The following is a 16,751-nucleotide window of genomic DNA, read 5'->3' on the forward strand; positions in this document are numbered from 1 at the left end:
TGACAACATCGAAAAAAATGACCTTTTCATATTGGTGTTTTTGAGTGGTAGAAAAGACTGTGGTCACAGGCGATCAGGTTTGCCTAAATTGTTTTTGTCAAAAAAATAGGGTACTTACGTGAACTGTTATCGCTTTATTTACAGTCAGTTAAGCCTTGTAAATTATGCTGAAATTAAAACAGCGATTTGGGAATCTTTGCAGGTGATAAGATTTGGTGCTTGAGTCATCTTGTTTTTTTTGTGAATGAAATATTACCATAAAGTCTTTGGAGGTCATGACATGTAAGCAGGTCTCTTTTGTGGTGTTCTTTTTTTCTTTCTTCTTTTTGCAAGAACTGAGGTGCCAGCCTTTTTTGTCACAAATAGATAGCCTCAATAGAATATTGAAAAAAGATTTGGACGATACTTTGCGAGTGAGGGTATACAATTCCATTTCGGCCTACAGGCACCTAAGTAATTTCGACATGGCAATGAGCTATGCTGAGCAAGCGCTGGAGCTAAGCCTCAAATTGGCTTATGAAAAAGGGGAAGCAAAAGCTTATCAAAACAAGGCAATCGCCTACTGGGCCCATGGCAGATATGACAGTGCTCTTTTTTACCACGCAAAAGCCATGAACATCTTCGAAAGAAATAACATGGAAGCTGAGTACGGGGAGGTGTACAATAAAATTGGACTTGTCTACTACTACACAGCAGATTACCCCAGGGCAATCGAATACCTGAATAAATCGGAGCAAGCGTTTCGGAAATCAAAGGACACGGTCAACCTTTCACGTATTTTGAATAACCTGGGTCTTATTTTCGATTCGAGGGGAGATTACCTGCAATCTGAGCAATATTTTGTTGAGGCAATGAAACTGGATCTCAACTTTCGCAATATCTACGAGCAATCGAGCAAACGGTATGATCAGGAGCCTGGAGGTGAAGCAAGCTTTGTCAAACGAAGGCTTTTGCAGAAGAGGCTTCATGAGCTAAAAGGGGTTGATCAGGGCCTACCTTCACTGACCCTTGTGTCAAAACTTTTTGAGATCGCCAACCTGTACGACCTTCTGACAGAAAATGAGAAAGCCAGGGAGTACTTTCTCAAGTCGGAAATCATCTACAAAGAATTGGGAGAGTCTCTGCTCCTGGCCGACTGCTACCGAAAGCTGGCAAAGGTGGCCTCTGATTTTGGTAATAAGGATGAAGCAAGAGACTATTTTTTGAAGTCGCATGAAATCTATCTTAAAAATGGATACTTGATTCAACTGGATTATACTTTCTCTGAGCTTGCCAAAATAGAAAGGAGTGGTGGAGACTTCGACAAAGCGATTGAGTATTTAAATGCTTCTGTCAACCTCAACGACAGCTTAGGGCATCGATTGTCATTGATAAGATTGAATATCGAGCTTGGGGAAATTTATTTGGAGGCTAGTAACGGAGTGATGGCGGTCGAAAAGGCGAACTATGCGTATGAGCTGGCCTCACAGTTGGAGATAAAAAAACTTAAACGTGATGCCGCCCACCTTTTGTTTCAAGCGCATTCCGGAAGCGGCCAATTTGAAAAGGCGCTTTTTTTTCTTGAGGAATCGACCAGGCTCAACCAGCTAATCAACGATGCGCTTGCCCACAGAGAAATTGCCAAGCTTCAAATAGAGTATGAGACTGAAGAGAAACAAAAAGAGATCGATCAACTGAACAGAATATCCAGCCTTGATGCAAGTGTGCTTGGCCTTCAGAGGCAGTTGATTACCCTTCTAAGCGGGGGTTTATTGACGATTTTGATTCTTCTTGTTTTTGTAAGTAACCGCCTGGGCAGGATAAGGTCTCTTAAGTCAAATGTCGAGGATCAAAAAAATCAGATTGGGGAGCAAAACAAAAGACTGGAGAAAAAGGCCAGAGAAAGGGAAATTCTTATTGGAGAAATCCATCACAGAGTAAAGAACAACCTCCAAATTATTTCCAGCCTTCTCAGGCTTCAGCAAAGGGGTATTGAAGATGTTAATGCGAGAAAGGCAATTTTTGAGGGGCAGAACAGAGTGCAGTCAATGTCGTTGCTACATCAGCGGTTATATCAGCAGGGCAATCATGAGTCGGTCGAGCTAAAGCAGTATGCTGAGGATATTTTTGACCATCTGTTGAGGGTTCATCATTTGGGTGAATCTGAGGTGGATCGGGTGAACTTTTGTGAAGAGATAGAATTAGATGTGGACACGGCAGTTACGTTTGGGTTGATTGTCAATGAAATTTTCTCAAATATCTTTAAGCACGCTTATCAGTCTGGAAAAAAGCTTATAGTAAAATGTGAAGGTGCCAGGGTGAGTAATGAGGTGCTGATAAAAATATCAGACAATGGGCCTGGTTTTGATCTCGGGTTCGTGAGGAGTCGGGCTCACTTTGGGCTTAACCTCATGAAGATGCTGGTTGCTGAGTTGGGTGGTACGGTGCAATTTTCCAATGGAGCAGGAGGGGGTGCCGAAGTCGAAATTAAGTTCAGAATGGCCTAGGAGATTTTCAAAAACTTTTCAGTCAAAATATCTTTATTAGAATTGCTTACAGGTATGGCGACTTCTCCCACATACAGATTATTCCTGTCAAACTTGTCAACCATGCGAAGGTTTACAATGAATGACCTATGCACCTTCAAGAAAATAGGCGGAAGGTTCGACAAAACACCTTTCATATTCATCGACAAAGTCATAGTGCCCTGCGTGGTGTGGATTTTGGTATAGCTTCCATCAGCTTCAACATATAATATGTTGCTAAATGGTACTTTGTGATAAGACTCCCCTTGCTTAATAAAAAAAGAGTCGTTTATGATGGGTATAGAATGGGGCACGCCTGACACTTCTTCGCCGTTTCGGTATTCCTGGAAGTTCTCTATGGCAATGTCAATCGCAATCTTCAGGTCAATCGGATCGAAAGGTTTGACGAGGTAGGCCGCTGGGTGAGTGGCTTTGGCCCGATCCACAGTAACTGAATCACTATAGGCTGTTAGATAAATAACCGGCATTGTATTTTTGGAAGTAATCTGCCGCACTGTTTCCACACCATCGATTGATCCATTGATGTTGATGTCCATCAATAAAATATCCGGCGACAGTTCGTCGGCCATCGTTATGGCATCGTGCCCGTTGCTGCAAATGCCCAGTGTCACATATCCGTAGTCCTGAAGACACAATTTCAAGTCTTCTGCGACCACAGACTTGTCCTCAACAATGAGAACTTTCACCGTTTCCATAGGTAGTTTGGCTAACAATTAAATTCAAAAAACCGCATTGTCACTTGCATGTTCGTTGCAAATGTAAATGTTAGGTTAAGTTAACCAAGATTTTCTTATTGCATAATGTTATCGGCGGAATTTCAGCACAAACTGGTTTAAAAACAGGTACTTAAATGCTGTTTCCAGGAAAGCCCTGCCTTAAATGCCTTGACCCTGAAGGCATTTTCGCCGTTCATCAACTTAAAGGCATTCGGGCATATTTCGTTCATGAATTAGTATACTTGTAACACAAAAGAAGGTGCTTATGATAAAAAGTATTTTGGGAGTGCTGCTGCTTGTTGGGGTATTTGCCTGTGACAGCATCGATAGCAGTAAACAAACGACTTCAAAAGAGAAGGTAAGTGAAGCGGATGTTGCCAGCGAACCTGCTGAAGACAAACGAAAAGTCATTCTTTTCTATGGCAACAGCATTACCGCAGGTTACGGGCTTGACATATCCGAGGCTTTTCCGGCCATCATTCAGGAGCGGCTCGACTCGCTTGGCTACGATTATAATGTCATCAATGCAGGTCTGAGTGGCGAAACCAGTGCCGGTGGGCTTTCCAGGATTGATTGGGTGCTGAAAACTCCTGTCGATATTTTTGCATTGGAGCTGGGGGGCAACGACGGACTCAGAGGCATTAGCCTGGATGAAACCGAGAAGAATCTTTCAGAAATCATTGAAAAAGTAAAGCAATCGAACCCGCAGGTAAAAATTATTGTGGCTGGTATGCAGATTCCACCTAATATGGGGCAGGAGTACACCGACAGGTTCAAGGACATCTTCCCAATGCTTGCCGAAAATCACAACACTGCACTTATTCCTTTCATTTTGGAGGGGGTGGGGGGAATTCCAGAGTTGAATCTTCCGGATGGTATCCATCCCACGCCGGAAGGACACAAGATGTTGGCGGACAATGTGTGGGCTGTACTCAAACCTATCATTGACGAAGACAATATTTGATCTGTGGACAAAATAGAAAGTTTCATTTCGGCTGCGGCCAACTTCGTGTGGGGAGTGCCTTTGCTGGTGCTTGTCATGGGTGGCGGCATTTTCTTCATGTTCTATTCAGGCTTTGCGCCTTTCAGTTATTTTAAACACGCCCTCGATGTCTTGAGGGGCAAATACGACGATCCGGATGCTCCGGGTGATGTCAGCCATTTTCAGGCGCTTTCCGGTGCCTTGGCGGCTACTATCGGAATGGGTAATGTAAGTGGCGTGGCCATTGCCATTGTAATGGGTGGGCCGGGCGTTATCTTCTGGATGTGGGTAAGTGCGTTCTTTGGAATGGCCACCAAGTTTTTCACCTGCACACTGGCCGTGATGTACCGGGGAAAAGACACCAACGGCGATGTGCAGGGCGGCCCGATGTATGTGATTACAGAAGGTCTTGGCAAGAAGTGGAAGCCGTTGGCCGTGTTCTTCAGCGTATTCTGTTTTTTTGGAGCCACACCTATTTTTCAAGCCAATCAGGTCATTCAAGTTACAAATGACGTACTTCTTATTCCGGCTGGATTTGGTTGGGCAGGTTCTTTCACCTCCAATTTGGTAATGGGCTTGGTTATTACGCTGCTTACATGTCTGGTTATCTTTGGTGGTATCAAGAGAATTGGCCTGGTGGCCAGCCGCATGGTACCGTTCATGGTGGTGCTGTACATGGCGTGTGTGCTATACATCTTGGGCATTCACTTCCTTGATATTCCACACATTTTCAGCATGATTCTGAGTGATGCATTTACCGCCAAAGCCGCCATGGGAGGAGCCATTGGGGCGCTGATCATAGAGGGAGCGAAGAGAGCTTCTTTCTCCAATGAGGCGGGTATTGGTACCGCTCCGTTGATGCACGGCGCCTCTAAAACCAAGGAGCCGGTGAGAGAAGGGTTGGTCGCCATGATGGGGCCGGCCATTGATACTTTGCTGGTTTGCACGCTGACGGGTTTTGCCATTCTCGCTACCAACGTGTGGCAAACCACCGACACAAACGGCATTACCCTGACAGGCAAAGCATTTGAGGCGGCCATGCCAACGGTAGGGCCATTCCTGTTATTCCTCTGCGTGCTGATATTCGGGTTTACGACCCTGTTCTCTTACAGCTACTATGGCACCAAATGTGTCAGCTTTCTGGCTGGAGCCAAATACGCCCACTACTTTAACTATTGGTATGTGTCCATCATTATCGTGGGATCCATCACCACGCTCACTATGGTGGTCGACTTCATCAATGTGATGTTTGGACTAATGGCCATCCCTACGATGGTCGGGGCCATTTTGCTGGCGCCTAAGGTGAAGGCTGCTGCCAACGATTACTTTGGCAGGGTGAAAAGAGGGGAGCTGGAGAAGCAAAGTTGAATTCTTTATTCCAAAGCATTCACCACTTTCTCCAACCCTATTCCTCTGCTGGCTTTGATCAAAATTGTGCAGCTAGAGAAGCCCGATGTCTTCACATGATCCAGTAGTGCATCTCTCGTTTCAAAATGCAGCGCAGAAGGACACGATTCTTTCGCCTGTTTCATTTTAGGCCCGCAGAAAATCACCTGATGGAAGCCTGCCTCACAAGCTGCTTTACCGATAGCGGCATGCTCCTTGTCTGAGTCGGTTCCCAATTCCAGCATATCGCCCAGGATGGCCACTTTGTTGTCGACCTTCATGGTCTTGAGGTTCTCTATGGCCACCTTCATAGAATCGGGATTGGCGTTGTAGGCGTCGAGGATGATATCGTTGCTGCCGACTTTGAGCAACTGAGAGCGATTGTTTTTTGGCTGGTAGCCTGCAATGGCGGCCTCGGCCTTTTCCAGCGGCACTTCAAAGTACTGCCCCACAGCCATGGCGGCGGCAATATTGTCGAAGTTGTAGCTGCCAATCAACTGGCTGGTAACTGGTGCCCTGTCACCTACCTGAAAAACTACGAACGGGTTGGCTTCGATGAACTTCACTTCGTATGTGTCGCCAGGTTGGGGGAAGGTAACGGCAGACTCAAACCGCTTCGCCATGTTTTGCAGCATGGGCTGGCGGCTGTTGATGAAGACGGTGCCTTCGTTTTTCCGGATATGGTCAAACAACTCACTTTTCCCCCGGAGCACCCCTTCGATACTACCAAAGCCCTCCAGATGTGCCTTACCGATATTGGTGATCAGGGCATGGTTGGGATCGGCGATGTCGCAAAGCTCACGGATATCGCCTATCTTATTGGCGCCCATTTCGATGATGGCGACCTCTACCTGCGGGTGGATGCCCAGCACGGTTAACGGCACGCCGATATGGTTGTTGAGGTTGCCGGTGGTGGCGTGGGTGATGTATTGCTTGCTGAGCACGGCATTGATCAGCTCTTTGGTGGTGGTTTTGCCGTTGGAGCCGGTGAGCCCAAGCACCTTTCTGTGGAACCTGCTGCGGTGGAAAGTGGCGAGGTCTTGTAAAGCCTTTAGGCCATCCTCAGCCAGGATGTATTTGTCTCCCTTTTTGTATGCCACATCGTCGATTACGGCGTAGCTCGCCCCCTTCGCCAGCGCTTCTGCTGCGTAGGCATTGGCATTGAAGTTGGGGCCTTTCAGTGCAAAGAATAGATTGCCTTCAGCCACGGTGCGGGTGTCGGTGCTTACTCCGCTCGATAGAAGAAAACGGCTATAAAGAAATTCGATGAAGTTGTTGTCCATTCACAAATTGTTTGAGGTCAAAGGTAATGACGAGTGGGTGAGTACGAAAGTGCCGGGCGAGAAAGTCAGCAGAGGAGAGGGCTTCCAGCTGCTGTCTTTTCGCAATACTGTTAACCGGAGACCCGAATCGGATCCCGGCGGCTGACGGCTCCAACGCTGCTGACCTGCTGGCTGTACCAACGCCTATCATCTCCCGGATCCGACCTTTTTCGGGCGGCTGACGGCACCCACGCAAACGCCATCCCCGCCGTACCGACGCCCGGCTCCGGTTTTTCGGCTTCTTTACTCCGTCCAGCTCATCGGGTAGTTAGGATCGACGAACTCCAGTGCCTCCTCCGTTAAGTACAGCGGCCCGAAAGTGTCGAGCATTACGGCCAACTCTTCTGTTTCTTTAGCACCAATACTTTTTTCTACCGTGCCTGGGTGTGGCCCATGTGGCAAGCCGCCGGGGTGTAGCGTAAACGAACCTCTTTCAATTCCTTTGCGACTCATGAAATTGCCTTCCACATAGTACAGCACTTCATCGGAATCTATATTACTGTGGTTGTAGGGAGCGGGAATTGATAGCGGGTGATAGTCGAACAGGCGGGGAACGAAGCTGCAGATAACAAAGCCATGCGCCTGGAAGGTCTGGTGCACTGGCGGCGGCTGGTGGATGCGCCCGGTGATCGGCTCAAAATCATGAATGCTAAGGGCATAGGGATACAGGAAGCCGTCCCAGCCCACCACGTCAAAAGGGCTGTAGTCGTACACATACTGGTGCAGATAGCCGCCCTTTTTGATCTTCATCAGAAACTCCCCTTTTGCTGAATCGGTGGCTGGCTCCGATGGTGGCCTGATGTCCCTTTCGCAGTAGGGCGAATGCTCTAAGAGCTGCCCCAGCTCATTGCGGTAACGCTTCACGGTTTCGACTGGCCCAGCCGACTCGATGACGAGTGTTCTCAGGGGCCCTTCGTCCCATTGAAGCTTATAAATGGTGGTGCGGGGAATGACTACATAGTCGCCCGACTTGATCCTGAGCTTGCCAAACTGAGACAACAGCCAGCCGCTGCCATCGTGAATGAAAATGACCTCATCGGCTTCGGCATTTTTGTAAAAATAGTCCATGCTTCGGCTGCTGGGGTTGCAAAGGGCCATCGACACGTCTTTGTTCTTGAGCAGCACTTTGCGGGCCTCCAGCCAGTCGCCGCCAGTAGTGCCGACGCCGGTTGTTTTTAAATGGGTTTGCAGCAGCGGATTGTCCTCGGCAATTTTTGACCCGTACCGGACAGGTTTGCCGACAGACTTTACCCGGGTGGGGGCGTTGATATGGTAAAGGTTAGAGTAAATGCCCGAAAAGCCTTTGGAGCTTACCAGCTCTTCTTTGTAGAGGCTGCCATCGGGTTGGCGGAATTGGGTGTGTCGTTTGGGGGGTATTTCGCCCAGTTTATAATAGTAAGCCATCTCATGTAGGGTTAATAGTCAAATTTACATAATGATAAAGGCTTTAAAGAGCAAAAGCGCTTTTAGATTGGGACGTGTCTAGACGCCGCTAAAAAATTATGCCAGAATCTGCTAACAGGTAAATATGTCCTCAAAGCCGGACGGGCTGTTACTTTTCCTTGCGGTTCCCCGCCGGGATGAAAAGTAACCAAAAATCATCGAAAAATTAACGCACAGCCCAACTACCCTCAGCCTGCCGCCATTTTTCGCCCTCCCTCCCAGAAGGGCGCTACTCAAATTAAAATACCTTTAAACCGAAGCCATCTAATAGATAATTTCCAGAGCATAATAAAAAAGCTGAACCGACACTTGTCAGATTCAGCCTTTTGAATTCGGAATCCGTTGTCCGGAATTTCTAACCTTCTATCCTTTAATTCCTTTCTGCCAACTGCTCGGCCTGGTCAAAGAGTGTAAGTGCTTTGATGAAAATCTCGTCGGCCTGGTTGAAGACGGGGAAGAAGCCTTCTTCTCCCCAGTTGCTTCGGGCTATCTGCGCCTTCATGTGAATACGCACAAGCTCCTTCGACTTGGCAAAATCCACAGCGTTATACTTCACACCATTTTCTTTTGCCACCTTGTTGAGGTCTTCCAGCATTTTGTCGGTCACGTTAAAGTCGTTGAAAAACTCGTCAAAGCCCATTTTCTCAAACTTCTGCTTATTGGCCTCATAGTATTTGAATGTATACTCCCTCAGCGAGTTGCTGGTGTACATCTTGGTCAGGTAACTCGACGTTTCCGTAGTATCTATGGCCACAAAGAAGTCGGGCACTATGCCACCGCCGCCATACACTTTTCTTCCCTTACCTGTGGCGTACTCCAGTGTGTCGTTCACATGAATGCTGTCGGCCACAAAAAGCTCGCCGTTTTCGTACCTGTCGGCCAGGTCATGCGAATAGGCGGCGTCTTTTCCGTCATAGGGCTTCTGAATAGAGCGCCCGCTTGGCGTATAGTATCTCGAGATGGTTAGTCGCAATTCAGCGCCGTCGCTCAGGTTGATCGGCATTTGCACCAGGCCTTTGCCAAACGACCTCCGGCCCACAATAAGTGCCCGGTCATTGTCTTGCAGCGCACCGGCCACAATTTCTGAGGCCGAAGCACTTCCCTGGTCAATCATTACTACTACCGGCCCCTTCTCAAAAATCCCTTTTCTCACAGCCCTGTATTCGTCGTTGTAGCGGGTTTCTTTTCCTTTGGTATACACGATCATATCATCATCGGCCAGCAACTCGTCGGCCATGTTCACCGCCTTGTCCAGATAGCCGCCAGGGTTTCCTGTCAGGTCAAGCACCAGCTTCTTCATGCCCTGGTCAATCAATTTTTCCATGGCCGCATAAAACTCATCGTAGGTAGTAGCAGTGAAGCGACTCACCTTCACATAACCTACCTCTTTATTCACCATGTATGACACGTCCACCGATGACTGAGGTATTTTATCTCTGATGATCGTGAAGTCAAGCGGTGCTTTCTTGGAGTCTCTGATGATCTGCAATTTCGCTTCCGATCCTTTTGGCCCACGCAGCTTTTCAAACACTTTTCTGTTGTTCAGGCCTATGCCTGCAATGTTTTCCCCGTCTACCTTCACAATTTTATCACCGGCCTGGAGTCCAACTTTTTCAGATGGGCCGCCGCTGAGTGGGGTAACAACATACAGCGTGTCTTTGAAAATATTGAATTCGATACCAATGCCTTCGAAGTTGCCCTGTAGTTGCGATTGAGCAAGCACAGCCTCTTCTTTAGGAATGTATACCGTGTGTGGATCCAGTTTCTCCAGCATCTTCACAATGGCGGTCTCCACCAGTTCTTCTGAGTCTACATCGTCCACATAATTTCTGTCGATATAACCCAGCACTTCTCTGAACTTGAACAGGCTCTTGTTCATATCGCCCGACGGAGTGTCGCTGGTGGTGAAGTTAGCTCCCAGAAGTACACCAATGGCGACAGCTGAGGTAATAATGATTGGCAAACGGATGGCCCACTTTGAGTTATTCATAATTTTTTCTTTGATCGAGACTTCTATTTTCTTTCCGGTCAATACTCAATAACACATACATTGTGTACTAATAACAGTTTAGGTTCAAACGCAACTTAATAGCGTTCGGTTATTAATAGCCTTGAAATTTATGCGATTAGTTGGTCAATGGCAATGGTAAGTTTTTAATATTCAGCGTTTACACCATCAACCATAATGTGTATATTTGCTTCTTAATCAGAATCAGTAGCGTGAAGCTTGCCCAAAGAACCATTAATTCTATCATCGACGAGAACTTCGTGTTCGCTAAAGTGCTCGACTACTTTGGAGTGGCTTTCTACAAATACTCCGGGCATACTTTAGAGGCTCTTTGCGAAGAAAAGAACCTTCCTTTGGATAAGGTGCTTCGCAATATGGAGCGCTACAAACCGCAAAGTCAGTTTGACAAAAACACCATTTCCACCTACCCGGTTGATCTGATCATTGAGTATCTGAAGCATTCGCACCACATATTCATCAAGCAAAAACTGCCCTACCTGGCCCGCCTTATCAATGGGTTGGATCAGCGATCTGCCGTGAGCAAAACATTGGCCGATGACCTCAAGTTTGTTTTTCCCCTGTTTCTGGAAGACTTCATACACCACGTGTACGAGGAAGAAGACACGCTTTTTGCCTATGTGAATTCATTGTATAAAGTGCAGCAGGGCACTATGCCTTCAAGTAAGTTGTTCTACATGCTGGAGTCGTACTCTATTCAGGAGGCGGCGCTCGATCACGACCATACGGAAGATGAATTGAAAGGCATCAGAGAAATAACTGGTGATTACCAGCATAACCCGAACAATGACCTTCACCTGAAGGTTATTTATGAGGAATTCAAGGCATTTGACAAAGAGTTGATACAGCATGCTTCTATCGAGGATGAAGTGCTTTTCCCTAAAGCTTTGATGCTCGAAAAGAGTGTGCAGGAGCTGATCAACAGAAAAATCCGCTGGAACTAGCACATGGGGCGTATTCTTGCCATTGACTACGGAGGCAAAAGAACTGGTATAGCCGTCACCGACCCCTTACAATTGATTGCCACGTCACTCGAAATGGTTCGGTCGCATGAACTTATCGCCTTTTTAAAGCAATATTTGCAAAAGGAAACTGTGGACGCTTTTGTAGTGGGGATGCCAAAAAAGCTTGACAATACAGATACCAACGGAACCCTGCTGGTAAACAGATTTCTGGTGCAGCTCAAAAAAGAGTTTGCGGAAATGCCCGTTCATTTGATTGATGAGCGCTTCACCTCCAAAATGGCCATGGACACCATGATTGCCGGGGGTATGAAGAAAAAAGACAGGAGAGTAAAAGGAAACGTAGATAAAATAAGTGCAGTGATTATACTGCAGTCGTACATGGAGAGTAATAGATTATGATTTACCCTATAGTAGTATACGGTGATCCCGTTTTGAGGAAGAGGGCGGCTGATATAGAAAAGGGATCCGATGTAAAGCAGCTAGTATTGGATATGTTTGAAACCATGCGGAGCGCCAGTGGCATTGGGTTGGCGGCCCCGCAAATTGGCATGTCTATCAGGCTGTTTGTGGTGGACGGATCGCCGCTTGAAGAACCTGAGGTTTCAGGTTTCAGGAAGGTGTTCATCAATGCGAAGATTGTGGAAAGGGATGGTAAGCCCATCGTGATGGAGGAAGGCTGCCTGAGCATCCCTGGTGTGAGAGATGATGTGCAACGGCCGAACAGCATCACAGTGAACTACTACGACGAGCACTGGAAAGAGTTCACCGAGACGTACGAAGGCATGAAGGCCCGCATCATTCAGCATGAATATGACCACATTGAAGGCGTGCTGTTTACTGACCACCTCACTGCGTTCAAAAAGAGGATCATCAAGAACAAACTTGTGAATATCAGCAGGGGCAAAGTGTCTGCTGACTACCGTTTAAAAATTCCTGTGAAAAGATAACTGCATGACGCCCATTTCCTCGAAGCTGCCAGACGTAGGTACCAGTATTTTCACAGTGATGTCGAAGCTGGCGCTGGATGAGGGGGCCGTTAACCTTTCGCAAGGATTTCCGGATTTCCCTATTTCGGAAGAGCTGGCAGAGGAAGTGATGAAGGCCATGAAGGCCGGTCTGAATCAGTACGCTCCCATGCCTGGCTACCCGCCGCTGTTGAAAGCCATTTCAGAAAAAGTGCAGCATACCTTCGGCTGGACACCCAACCCGGCAACCGAAGTGATGGTAACGGCCGGTGCTACCGAGTCGATCGTGTGTGCCATCCTTACCCTGGTAAAGGAAGGCGACGAGGTGATCGTGTTTGAGCCGGCTTACGATTCGTACCAACCCTGCATTGCCCTGGCCGGCGGCACTATGGTACCCATTCCGCTCAATTTTCCTGATTATGGCATCCCGTGGGATCAGGTGGAAGACAGCATTACGCCACGCACCCGCATGATTGTGGTGAACACACCGCACAACCCCAGCGGCGCTATTTTGGCTGAGAATGACCTGGAACATTTGGAGCGTTTGGCTCATAAGCACGGCATTTATATCCTGGGTGATGAGGCCTACGAGCACATCATTTTTGAGGGGAAAAAACACCACAGCCTGCTTTCACGCCCCAACCTGAAACCCTGGGCCATTGCGGTGTTCTCCTTCGGAAAAACCTTTCATGTGACGGGCTGGAAAATAGGCTACATGGTTACCCACCCGGAGCTGATGGTAGAAATGAAAAAGGTGCATCAGTTCCTCACGTTCAGTGTTAGCACGCCTATGCAGGCTGGCATTGCCGCTTACCTGAGCTCGGGCGATCATTACTCGGGCATTGGCCCCATGTTTCAGAAAAAGCGAGACCTGTTTCTCGATTGCATCAAGGGCACCGACTGGAAACCACTGGCCAGCCACGGCACCTATTTTCAGGTGGTGTCGTATGAAGAAATAACGAAAGAGAATGACTACGCCCTGGCCATACGCATGACCAAAGAAATGAAAGTGGCCAGCATACCGGTGTCAGTGTTTTATCACAACCGAACCGACCACAAAGTATTGCGGTTCTGCTTTGCCAAGCAGGACGAAACCATCATTCAAGGAGCCGAAAAACTATGCAGGATCTTAAAGTAGCCCTTATACAAGCCGATCTTCACTGGGAAAGCATTGAAGCCAACCTCCACATGTTTGAAGAAACAATATGGAAGGTCAAAAGCAAGCCAGACATTATTGTGCTGCCTGAGATGTTCACCACCGGCTTCAGCATGAAAGCCAAAGAGCTGGCTGAGCCTATGAACAGCAAGACCTTCCGCTGGATGAGGCAGCAGGCGGCGCAAACCCAGGCAGCAATACTTGGCAGCTACATAGTGACCGAAAAGGGCCAATACTACAATCGCTGTATAGCCATGCTGCCCGATGGTACCCACCATCAGTACGACAAGCGCCACCTGTTTGCCCTCGCTGGCGAAGCCGATGGATTCACCCCAGGCACAGAACGGCTGATTTTTGAATGGAAGGGCTGGAAAATATGCCCTATGATCTGCTACGACCTGCGCTTCCCTGTGTGGGCCCGCAACAAATGGGACGGCGATACAGCAGCATTTGACCTGCTGGTGTACATGGCCAACTGGCCAGCACCGAGAACCAATGCATGGGACACGCTACTTCAGGCCAGGGCCATTGAAAACTTGTCCTACTGTATAGGGGTCAACCGTATCGGGGTGGACGGTGTAGATGCAGAGTACCTCGGACATTCGGCTGCATACAATCATAAAGGTGATGAGTTGGTCTTCAACGAAGGAAAGTCCTGCATACTGGAGGCAACTCTCAACTACGAGGAAATGGCTGCTTTCAGAAACAGGTATCCGTTTTACAAAGAGGCGGATGAGTTTGAGGTGAAGTAGTGCCAACATTCTGGCTCCTGATCCCTGAGGCGAGGTTACCATTGCGTTGATCCGGGTATTGAACAATGCTGACAAAGGAGCAGGGTTCTGGTTGAGCCCTTGAGAATGAGCAAAACGAATGGACAAAAACCAGATACTTCATCAGATTTTTCAGTCGCACGACAATTACCTGGCTAAAGAGTCAGCATCCCTGCAAAAAGTACCTGTAGAAGAACTCGTCGCTTCCTTTTTCTGCCCCGGGCCTTTTTACTATTATATTTTAGATTCACCTACGCTCACTTTCGAAAAGGCCAGCAGCACCCTCCCAGCCATTCTGGGTATAGACGTAACAGGTAAGCCCATAAGCGACCTGGTAAACATTGTGCACCCTGACGATTTAGATTTTCTTTTGAAGTGCGAGGATTATGTGGCGCATTTCCTCAAAAACAAAGTTGCCCCTGAGAAAATGGTGAACTACAAAGTCAGCTATTGCTTCAGAGAAAGGGTAAAAGACGGTACTTACAAGCTGTTCAATATGCAAACCATTACTCTGGCCACCACCACAGATGGGGCGCTATTGAAGGTGATGGGCGTGCACACCGATATCTCTCACATCACGTCCACCAACAATTACCGGCTGTCGCTCATCGGCCTCAACGGGGAGCCCTCTTACCTGGGTATTGACGTTTTTGAAAGAGAGACTTTGGCCTTGCGTTCAGCAAAGCCTGTTTTTACCAAAAGAGAGCTCGAGATCGTTCGGTTGCTTGGTGAAGGATTGACGGTAAAAGAAATCGCCTCAAAACTTTTTATTGCCGACACCACGGTCAGCACGCATAAGCGAAACGTGCTCAACAAATCTCATTGCAGAAATACCACGCAGCTGGTAGCCTACTGCTTGAAGAAGGGCCTCATATAGTTAATGTGGCTCAACACCAATCGCACCTCCCTCAGGGTCCCTGGCGGAGACCCCAAGGGGAGGTGAAACAGGATTGATTATCCTTTTGGTGTCTCTCGAAGAGGACGCTGAAAGGGTTTATCATTGGTAGCCTACTGCTTGAAGAAGGGCCTCATAATAGTTAATGTGGCTCAGCACCAACCGCACCTCCCTCAGGGTCCCTGGCGGAGACCCCAGGGGGAGGTGATTTTCACCCCAAACCCTTCTAAAGGGCGCACCGACTACTATTTTGATTATCCTTTTGGTGTCTCTCGAAGAGGACGCTGAAAGGGTTTATCGTAATGGACTCCCATAGAGTTCCTGGAGGACGCCGCAAGGGGAGTAAATCACACGGGGAGAATTACAGGTATTTCCGCAAATGTTTCTTGAAATACTTAGCGCTGTCGGTAATGCTCTGCATGGAGCTAGTGGCAAAGTTGCCGCCCTGCTCCAGGTAGTAATACTCCAGCGCATCCGTGTCGATGGTCGACAACATTTTGATGTAGTCGATGGAGCCGTTGCCCAGCTCGGAGTAGTCCTGGGTCACCTTGTCCATGTCTTTGATGTGCCACATCACGTAGCGCCCGGGGTTGGCAGCAATCAGTTCAGCGGGAGTTGAGTTGGAAGAACGCACTACCCAATACATGTCCATTTGTAATTTAACGAGAGTAGGATCGGTTTCACCAAGGATGATGTCGTAGCCAGTGGTGCCGTTGTGAGAAGTAAACTCGAAATCGTGGTTGTGGTAGGCAAAGCCGTGGCCTGCTGCCTGCGCCCGCTCGCCCATTTGGTTGAGCTTGTCGGCCAGCGCTTTGAAATTGTCTGGTGTGCGGTACTCCGGTGTCAGCCAGGGCCAGGTAATGTATTTGGCATCGATGGCTTTGGCGCCCTCAATGCATTGATCGAGGTAGCTGAGCAGCTTGTCCATGGGCTGATTGAAATAGGAAGAAAAATCGTAGTGGCCGCTGGTGGCGGTGAGTTGCAAGTCGTTCAAAAGCTTTTTAAAGTCGGCGGCCTTCATGCCGTAGTAGGTGCCCTTGGCACCGTCGTATCCGAAGATCTCCGTATCCTCATAGCCGAGAGCCTTCACCTGCTTTAGGGTGGCAACAGGGTCTTTGGCCATGGCATCTCTGATGGTAAAGAGCTGCAAGCCCATTTTGTATTTTGGCTTCTTCGCTTTCGAAGAGCCAGTGAGTGGCACCAGCGTTGCTGCCGACAACACACCGGCGGACTTAACAAATGTTCTTCGATTCATCTTCAATTATTGAGGGTGTTTGAGAGGTTCAATTTACCACTAATAGATGGAACCTTGAGATGTCATTTGTAACAAACTGGTGTGGTGATGGGGTGGGCATTGCTGCTTTGGTGCAAAGGGTGCAAACCCGTCGCATGGATATGACGCTCTGTCCGGGCCCTTTCAGGGATAGTGCTTGACGGTGGCTAGCCGCAACGACATCTCCAGTCCCGGTAGGGACGATATGGCGGTAACGCCAAAAGCTGGGTAGTAAAGCAGTGCAAGTGCCGTAGGCACGGCATATAGAATAATGGCGATTGATAAACCCAAGCTGCCCATCAAAGGAACGCCCTCGTTTGAGCGATA

At 48.1% G+C, this 16,751-nt stretch carries 15 protein-coding genes; 9 read left to right on the top strand and 6 right to left on the bottom strand.

Annotated features, from left to right (window positions below; translation table 11 throughout):
- Positions 1-383: 383 nt before the first annotated feature.
- A complete protein-coding gene (locus tag RIF36_RS09410; RefSeq protein ID WP_350120707.1) occupies positions 384-2,486 on the top strand; it encodes a tetratricopeptide repeat-containing sensor histidine kinase in 2,103 nt (700 codons plus the stop codon).
- Here the strand turns inward: RIF36_RS09410 and RIF36_RS09415 are convergent.
- Positions 2,483-3,220: a LytR/AlgR family response regulator transcription factor gene (locus tag RIF36_RS09415; protein WP_350120704.1), complete on the bottom strand. Its 738-nt coding sequence runs from the start codon at positions 3,218-3,220 to the stop codon at positions 2,483-2,485. The genes RIF36_RS09410 and RIF36_RS09415 overlap by 4 nt on opposite strands.
- A 286-nt stretch (positions 3,221-3,506) precedes the next feature.
- On the opposite strand from RIF36_RS09415, the gene RIF36_RS09420 reads away from it, so the two are divergent.
- Both RIF36_RS09420 and RIF36_RS09425 read left to right on the top strand, forming a co-directional pair.
- A complete protein-coding gene (locus RIF36_RS09420; protein ID WP_350094988.1) occupies positions 3,507-4,205 on the top strand; it encodes an arylesterase in 699 nt (232 codons plus the stop codon).
- Between the two features lie 3 nt (positions 4,206-4,208).
- Complete coding sequence (locus RIF36_RS09425; protein ID WP_350120701.1) at positions 4,209-5,591, top strand: alanine/glycine:cation symporter family protein; 1,383 nt, start codon at positions 4,209-4,211, stop codon at positions 5,589-5,591.
- A gap of 5 nt (positions 5,592-5,596) precedes the next feature.
- Here the strand turns inward: RIF36_RS09425 and RIF36_RS09430 are convergent, their stop codons facing one another.
- The 3 genes from RIF36_RS09430 to RIF36_RS09440 form a co-directional block, all read right to left on the bottom strand.
- On the bottom strand, positions 5,597-6,892 hold the full coding sequence (locus RIF36_RS09430; protein ID WP_350120698.1) for a UDP-N-acetylmuramoyl-tripeptide--D-alanyl-D-alanine ligase: 1,296 nt from the start codon (positions 6,890-6,892) through the stop codon (positions 5,597-5,599).
- A gap of 282 nt (positions 6,893-7,174) precedes the next feature.
- Positions 7,175-8,335, bottom strand: coding sequence for a homogentisate 1,2-dioxygenase (locus tag RIF36_RS09435; protein WP_350120695.1), 1,161 nt, complete (start codon positions 8,333-8,335; stop codon positions 7,175-7,177).
- A gap of 409 nt (positions 8,336-8,744) precedes the next feature.
- Entirely contained in the window at positions 8,745-10,364 is a 1,620-nt protein-coding gene (locus tag RIF36_RS09440) for a S41 family peptidase (RefSeq protein ID WP_350120692.1), read from the bottom strand.
- A gap of 230 nt (positions 10,365-10,594) precedes the next feature.
- Here RIF36_RS09440 and RIF36_RS09445 point away from each other — a divergent pair, with 230 nt between their 5' ends.
- The 6 genes from RIF36_RS09445 (at position 10,595) to RIF36_RS09470 (ending at position 15,133) form a co-directional block, all read left to right on the top strand.
- Positions 10,595-11,344, top strand: coding sequence for an iron-sulfur cluster repair di-iron protein (locus tag RIF36_RS09445; RefSeq protein WP_350073652.1), 750 nt, complete (start codon positions 10,595-10,597; stop codon positions 11,342-11,344).
- Between the two features lie 3 nt (positions 11,345-11,347).
- Positions 11,348-11,764, top strand: a complete 417-nt coding sequence (ruvX, locus tag RIF36_RS09450) for a Holliday junction resolvase RuvX (protein ID WP_350073654.1) — start codon at positions 11,348-11,350, stop codon at positions 11,762-11,764.
- A complete protein-coding gene (gene def, locus RIF36_RS09455) occupies positions 11,761-12,312 on the top strand; it encodes a peptide deformylase (protein ID WP_350120689.1) in 552 nt (183 codons plus the stop codon). Before ruvX ends, def begins: the two co-directional genes overlap by 4 nt.
- A 4-nt stretch (positions 12,313-12,316) precedes the next feature.
- Positions 12,317-13,468, top strand: coding sequence for a methionine aminotransferase (locus RIF36_RS09460; RefSeq protein WP_350120686.1), 1,152 nt, complete (start codon positions 12,317-12,319; stop codon positions 13,466-13,468).
- The gene (locus RIF36_RS09465; RefSeq protein ID WP_350120683.1) at positions 13,450-14,238 is read left to right on the top strand and encodes an amidohydrolase; all 789 of its coding nucleotides are present in this window, start codon (positions 13,450-13,452) and stop codon (positions 14,236-14,238) included. The genes RIF36_RS09460 and RIF36_RS09465 overlap by 19 nt, the downstream gene beginning before the upstream one ends.
- Before the next feature lie 118 nt (positions 14,239-14,356).
- Positions 14,357-15,133, top strand: coding sequence for a response regulator transcription factor (locus RIF36_RS09470; protein WP_350120680.1), 777 nt, complete (start codon positions 14,357-14,359; stop codon positions 15,131-15,133).
- A 379-nt stretch (positions 15,134-15,512) separates the two neighbouring features.
- On the opposite strand, the gene RIF36_RS09475 is transcribed toward RIF36_RS09470, so the two are convergent.
- Positions 15,513-16,406 carry a TIM barrel protein gene (locus RIF36_RS09475; RefSeq protein WP_350120677.1) on the bottom strand — a complete coding sequence of 298 codons (894 nt, stop codon included), beginning with the start codon at positions 16,404-16,406 and terminating at the stop codon, positions 15,513-15,515.
- Between the two features lie 162 nt (positions 16,407-16,568).
- Positions 16,569-16,724, bottom strand: a complete 156-nt coding sequence (locus tag RIF36_RS09480) for a hypothetical protein (protein WP_350120674.1) — start codon at positions 16,722-16,724, stop codon at positions 16,569-16,571.
- Between the last annotated feature and the right edge of the window lie 27 nt (positions 16,725-16,751).

Source organism: Imperialibacter sp., assembly GCF_040222815.1.
Classification (GTDB): Bacteria; Bacteroidota; Bacteroidia; order Cytophagales; family Cyclobacteriaceae; genus Imperialibacter.

Coding starts and splice junctions, on each gene's coding strand:
- RIF36_RS09415 (WP_350120704.1), bottom strand. CDS start 3,220: ATGGAAACGGTGAAAGTTCTCATTGTTGAGGACAAGTCTGTGGTCGCA.
- RIF36_RS09420 (WP_350094988.1), top strand. CDS start 3,507: ATGATAAAAAGTATTTTGGGAGTGCTGCTGCTTGTTGGGGTATTTGCC.
- RIF36_RS09430 (WP_350120698.1), bottom strand. CDS start 6,892: ATGGACAACAACTTCATCGAATTTCTTTATAGCCGTTTTCTTCTATCG.
- RIF36_RS09435 (WP_350120695.1), bottom strand. CDS start 8,335: ATGGCTTACTATTATAAACTGGGCGAAATACCCCCCAAACGACACACC.
- RIF36_RS09440 (WP_350120692.1), bottom strand. CDS start 10,364: ATGAATAACTCAAAGTGGGCCATCCGTTTGCCAATCATTATTACCTCA.
- ruvX (WP_350073654.1), top strand. CDS start 11,348: ATGGGGCGTATTCTTGCCATTGACTACGGAGGCAAAAGAACTGGTATA.
- def (WP_350120689.1), top strand. CDS start 11,761: ATGATTTACCCTATAGTAGTATACGGTGATCCCGTTTTGAGGAAGAGG.
- RIF36_RS09460 (WP_350120686.1), top strand. CDS start 12,317: ATGACGCCCATTTCCTCGAAGCTGCCAGACGTAGGTACCAGTATTTTC.
- RIF36_RS09465 (WP_350120683.1), top strand. CDS start 13,450: ATGCAGGATCTTAAAGTAGCCCTTATACAAGCCGATCTTCACTGGGAA.
- RIF36_RS09470 (WP_350120680.1), top strand. CDS start 14,357: ATGGACAAAAACCAGATACTTCATCAGATTTTTCAGTCGCACGACAAT.
- RIF36_RS09475 (WP_350120677.1), bottom strand. CDS start 16,406: ATGAATCGAAGAACATTTGTTAAGTCCGCCGGTGTGTTGTCGGCAGCA.
- RIF36_RS09480 (WP_350120674.1), bottom strand. CDS start 16,724: ATGGGCAGCTTGGGTTTATCAATCGCCATTATTCTATATGCCGTGCCT.